We start from the raw sequence: 5,148 nt of genomic DNA, 5'->3' as shown, positions 1-5,148 counted from the left end.
GTGGTGACCCTCGGCCACCAGGCCTCGGTCGGGGAGGCGGAGGCGGGCGGCGGGGCGGGCCGTGAGGTGGGACACGCACTCCTCCAGGGAGAGGACGCCCAGGTCACGCGCGTACCGGCCCAGATAGTGCGGGAACGTGCCGTAGGCACGCGGGTGCGGCTTCGCGCCCTGGAGGATGCCGTCGCTGCCGCCGGTGTGCACCCGGTGGCGCATGATCGCGCGGACGTTCTCCTCATGGCCGACGTGCTGGAGGATCGTCGGGCCGAGCCGGTCCTCGACCAGCAGCCGCCGGGCCGTCGCCCACGGTGCCTCGCCGTGCGCGCGGGCCGACTCCGCGACCGTACGGCCCACATGGTCCGCGAGCCCCGGCGCCGAGACACCGGAGATCTCGATCGTGTCCCACTCGATGGGCACACCGTGGCACCCGTCCGAGCCCACGACCTCCAGATGGTGGCGGATCCGCTCGGCCGTCCCCTCGTCCCGCAGCCGCTCCAGGATCGTGTCCGGGCCGCCCTCGCTCGCCCAGCTCGGCAGCATCGCCACGAGCGTGGTGCAGCCGGGGGTGTACGGATACGTGTCGAGCGAGATGTCCGCGCCCGCCTCCAGCGCCCGGTCCAGCAGCGCCAGCAGCTCGGGCGCACGGCCCTTGTTCACCCCGAAGTTCATGGTGGCGTGGGCGAGATGGAGGGCGCAGCCCGCCCGGCGCGCGACCGTCACCATCTCCTCGTACGCCTGGAGCGCCCCGGCGCCGTACGAGCGGTGGTGCGGGCAGTAGTAGCCGCCGTACTCCGCCACCACCCGGCACAGCTCGGTGAGTTCGGAATCGTCCGCGTACATCCCGGGTGTGTATGTCAGCCCGGAGGACATCCCGACCGCGCCCTGCTCCAGCGACTCGGCCACCAGCCTTTTCATCCGGGCGAGTTCGGCGTCGGTCGCGGGCCGGTCGTCCCAGCCGACCGCGTGCATACGGACGGTCCCCTGCGGGACCAGATACGCGGCGTTGACCGCGATGCCCCGGCCGTCGAAGCCGTGGTCGAGCCGGTCCAGATACTCGCCGACCGTACGCCAGTCGAAGTCGACGCCCGTGTCGCCGGGCGCTCCGCCGTTCCAGCCGGCGATGGTCCGCCGTACCTGCGCGAGGGTCCTGTCGTCGACCGGCGCGTACGAGAGCCCGTCCTGGCCGATGACTTCGAGGGTCACGCCCTGCGCGGCCTTCGCCGAGTGGTCCGGGTCGCGCAGCAGCGCGAGATCGCTGTGCGCGTGCATGTCGATGAAGCCGGGGGAGAGGGCGAGACCGTCGGCGTCGAGGACCCGCGCGCCGCTGAGCCGGCCGCCGCTCTCCGACTCCTTGCGGATGGCGCTGATACGCCCGTCGGTGATGCCCACGTCGGCGCGGTACGACGGGCCGCCCGTACCGTCGACGACCCGCGCGTCCCGGATGACGAGATCCATGTCCGGCCTCTCAGAAGAAGGTACGGACGAGGTCCGTGACCGTGCCGTCCGCCTCCACCAGCGGGATGAGCTGCCACTTGTCGAACGATGTGCACGGATGCGAAAGGCCCATCCCGACCCAGTCCCCGACTTCGAGGTCCGCGTCCGGCGTGGTGGTCAGCCAGCCGTGCTGGTCGGACAGACCGGTGACCGTAATGCCGGCGGCCGGGCGGATCTCGCCGGTGCGGCCGTCCCGTACGACCTGTGCCTCGGGCAGATCGAGGTCGTACGCCGCGTCCCGCTTGCCCGCGTTGACGAAGGCCTGGGCGGGGGAGGGGCGGGAGACGACCTGGGCCCAGAGCCGGAACGCGGGCTGGAGGGCGCCTTCTTCGGGGACGCGGTTGAAGGGGGTGAGATGGCGGTAGTGGCCGTCGTCGTGGGAGATGTACGCGCCGGAGCGGAGGAGTTTCAGTACGGGGCGGGAGAGCGGCGGGATCTCGGCGAAGACATCGGCGACGGCGTCGAACCAGGCGCTGCCGCCGGCGCTGATGACGATCTCGGGGGGTGCGGGCGCCTCGGGCGCGGTGGCTTCGGTGCCGGTGCTGGTGGCTTCGGTGGCGGTGGCGTTCGCGTCGGTGGTGGCGTCGGCGAACCGGCCCGCCTTGTCGAAGTCGGCCGCCAGCGCGACCAGTCGGCGCAGCCAGGCGCGGACGGTGTCGCCGTCGGCCGCGGGCACCTCGCCCTCGTACCCGGCGACTCCGGCCAGCCGCAGGGTGGGCGCGGCTGCGACGGCGTCGGCGACGGCCGCGCAGTCGGCCTCCGTACGGGCTCCGGTACGGGCACCCTCGCCCGCGCCCAGTTCGACCACGACCTCCACCGGGCGGGTCGCGCCGGCCGCGCGCAGCGCCTCGTCCATCAGCTCGACACCGCGTACGGAGTCGGCGTAGCAGATGAAGCGGAAGCCCGGGTCCCGGTCCAGCTCGCCGGCGAGCCAGTGCAGGGCGGCGGCGTCGACCAGCTCGTTGGCGAGGAAGATCCGCTGGATCCCGAACGCCCGGTAGACCCGCACCTGGTGGGGGACCGCGGCGGTGATGCCCCAGGCGCCGTGGTCGAGCTGGCGCGCGAAGAGCTGCGGGGACATGGAGGTCTTGCCGTGCGGCGCGAAGGCGAGCCCGTGCCGGGCGGAGTACGACTCCAGGAGGACGAGATTGTGCTCGACGGACTCGGCGGAGAGCGCGAGGACGGGGGTGGTGAACCCCCCGGTGAACAGCGACCGCCGCTGACCGGCGAGCGCGGCGACGGTGAGCCCTTCGGCGTCCGGGGGAAGCCCCTTGAAGCGGTGGTCGACCAGCTCGTTCGCTAGCCGGGGATCGAGGGGCCGGGGGTCGAAGGCGCGTGCCCCGGGCTGCGGGAGCGGGTCCGTTCCTCGGCCTTGCTGTTCCGTGGCGCGGTCGGCGGGCATCGGGGGCCTCCCCTTGTGCTGGGTCCGGTGTGCTGGGTCCGGCAGTGTCCGGGCGGTCGGTGCGGGCAGTGCGGTCGTGCGGTCGGTACAGACAGTGCGGTCGGTACAGACAGTGCGGTTGGTGCAGGCGGTGCGGTCGATGCAGGCGGTACAGGCAGTGCAGGCGGTGCGGCCCGGGCGGGCATTGCGATACTTGCAACGGCCATTGCGCATTTCGCTCCCCGCTGTCTAACATCCGAGCGTCAGCGGGTCAATGGTGACCCCGTCAACATCACCCGTCACCCCCGGCGGCGGGACGAGCGACGAGGAGTCCCACCGTGACCGGAGCCGTGGACACGGATGTCGTCTGCCTCGGTGAGTCCATGGTCACCTTCCTGCCCACCCGGCCGGGACCGCTCCGGGACGTGCCCTCGTTCGACCGTACGATCGGCGGCGCCGAGTCCAATGTCGCCTGTGCGCTGGCGGCGGCCGGGCACCGGGTGCGCTGGGTCAGCCGCGTGGGCGCCGACGGCTTCGGCGACCACCTCGTGGACGCGGTCGCCGCGTACGGGGTCGACACCTCGCGGGTCCGCCGGGACCCGGACCGCCCCACCGGTATCTACTTCCGTACGGCCACGGACCGGGCCACCGACGCGCACGAGGTCGTCTACTACCGGGCCGGTTCCGCCGCCTCCGCGATGTCGCCGGGGAACATGGCGCCCGGGGATCTGTGGTCGGGCGCCGTTCTGCATCTGTCCGGGATCACCGCCGCGCTCTCGGACGACTGTCTGGCGCTGATGCGCGAGCTGACCACCCGTACCCCGGGCCGCCCGCTGGTCTCCTTCGACGTCAACCACCGCCCGGGCCTGTGGCGCGGCTCCTCCGCGGGCTCCTCGGGCGCCCGCGTACTGCTGGACCTGGCGCGCGGCGCCGATCTGGTGTTCGTCGGCGAGGACGAGGCGGCCGAGGCCTGGGACCTGCACGGCCCGGCCGCGATCCGCGCGGCGCTCCCGGAACCGCGCACCCTGGTCGTCAAACACGGCGGCGCGGGCGCGACGCTGTACACCCGCGAGCCGGACGGGCCCGGCGCCCCGGACAGCACCCGCGAGCCGGATGGCCTCCGCGCCCCGGACAGCACCCGCGAGCCCGACGGCACCGCCACCGCACCCGACCTCGTCGTCTCCGTACCCTCCCTCCGCGTCGATGTCGTCGCGCACGTCGGCGCCGGCGACGCCTTCGCCGCCGGGTTCCTGTCCGCCGCCCTGCGGGGTCTGCCCCCCGTCGCCCGGCTGCGGCACGGGCATCTCATGGCCGCCGCCGCCCTCACCGTCCCCGGCGATCTCGGTGCGCCGCCCTCCCGCGCGTACGCCGACCGGCTCGCGGACCTCGACGACGGCGCGTGGGGGAGACTTCGTCTCGGCCCCGGCTGGACGGAGGCCACGGAGCAGGAGGTACGCACCCCATGAGCCAGACCGTCGACCGCGCGCTGAGCATCCTTCCGCTGCTCGCCCAGGGCCCCGCCGATCTCGGGCAGGTCGCCGACCGGCTCGGCGTGCACAAGTCCACCGCGCTGCGGCTGCTCCGTACGCTCCATGAGCACGGGCTCGTCCACCGCCAGCAGGACCAGCGCTACCGTCTCGGCGCGCGCCTGTTCGCGCTCGCGCAGGAGGCCGTGGAGAACCTGGACGTACGGGAGATCGCGCACCCGCATCTCACCGCGCTCAACGAGCAGATCGGGCACACCGTCCACCTCGCCGTGTACGAGGAGAACGAGGTCCTCTACATCGACAAGGTCGAGAGCCGCTACCCGGTCCGTATGTACTCACGGATCGGCAAGCCCGTCGCGATCACCGTCGCCGCCGTGGCCAAGCTGCTGCTCGCCGATCTGCCCGAGCCCGAGCGCCGCGCCGTCGCGGAGAAGCTCGACTATCCCGCGTACACGTCCCGCTCGACGCCCAACGCCGCCGCCTTCCTCAAGGAGCTGGCGGCCGTGCGCGAACAGGGCTGGGCCACCGACCTCGGTGGCCACGAGGAGTCCATCAACTGCGTCGGCGCGCCCGTCCGCGGCACGGACGGCCGGGTCGTCGCGGCCATGTCGGTGTCCGCGCCGAATGTCGTCGTCACCGCCGAGGAACTCCTCACCCTGCTTCCGCTGGTACGCCGTACCGCGGACGCCATCAGCCGGGAGTACTCCGGCAGTACGCCCGCACCCGCAGCTGCCCCCACCTCTGTCCCTGCCCCCGTCCCCGTCAAGGACGCCTCCGAAGGATGAGTGC

The 5,148-nt window shown here is 73.1% G+C and carries 4 protein-coding genes; 2 read left to right on the top strand and 2 right to left on the bottom strand.

The genetic code is table 11. The features are described 5' to 3' along the window. On the bottom strand, window positions 1-1,452 hold a 1,452-nt coding region (locus WH07_RS32015), incomplete at its 3' end, for an N-acyl-D-amino-acid deacylase family protein (protein ID WP_046507928.1). Window positions 1,453-1,462: 10 nt separating this feature from the next. Next, window positions 1,463-2,893 (bottom strand): type III PLP-dependent enzyme domain-containing protein, encoded by a 1,431-nt coding sequence (locus WH07_RS32010; RefSeq protein ID WP_079023729.1) that lies wholly within the window; start codon window positions 2,891-2,893, stop codon window positions 1,463-1,465. Window positions 2,894-3,210: 317 nt separating this feature from the next. On the opposite strand from WH07_RS32010, the gene WH07_RS32000 reads away from it, so the two are divergent. Both WH07_RS32000 and WH07_RS31995 read left to right on the top strand, forming a co-directional pair. Beyond that, window positions 3,211-4,338 (top strand): sugar kinase, encoded by a 1,128-nt coding sequence (locus WH07_RS32000; protein WP_269801406.1) that lies wholly within the window; start codon window positions 3,211-3,213, stop codon window positions 4,336-4,338. After that, window positions 4,335-5,144, top strand: a complete 810-nt coding sequence (locus WH07_RS31995) for an IclR family transcriptional regulator (RefSeq protein ID WP_079023728.1) — start codon at window positions 4,335-4,337, stop codon at window positions 5,142-5,144. The genes WH07_RS32000 and WH07_RS31995 overlap by 4 nt, the downstream gene beginning before the upstream one ends. Window positions 5,145-5,148: the final 4 nt, after the last annotated feature.

It is taken from the genome of Streptomyces odonnellii, from assembly GCF_000981895.1.
GTDB classification, from domain to species: Bacteria; Actinomycetota; Actinomycetes; order Streptomycetales; family Streptomycetaceae; genus Streptomyces; species Streptomyces odonnellii.
Note: the sequence above shows the minus strand (reverse complement) of the source record. Positions and strands in the feature narration are given on the sequence as shown.

Excerpts from the sequence above, each read along its gene's own strand:
- WH07_RS32010 (WP_079023729.1), bottom strand. The coding sequence starts at position 2,893 with ATGCCCGCCGACCGCGCCACGGAACAGCAAGGCCGAGGAACGGACCCG.
- WH07_RS31995 (WP_079023728.1), top strand. The coding sequence starts at position 4,335 with ATGAGCCAGACCGTCGACCGCGCGCTGAGCATCCTTCCGCTGCTCGCC.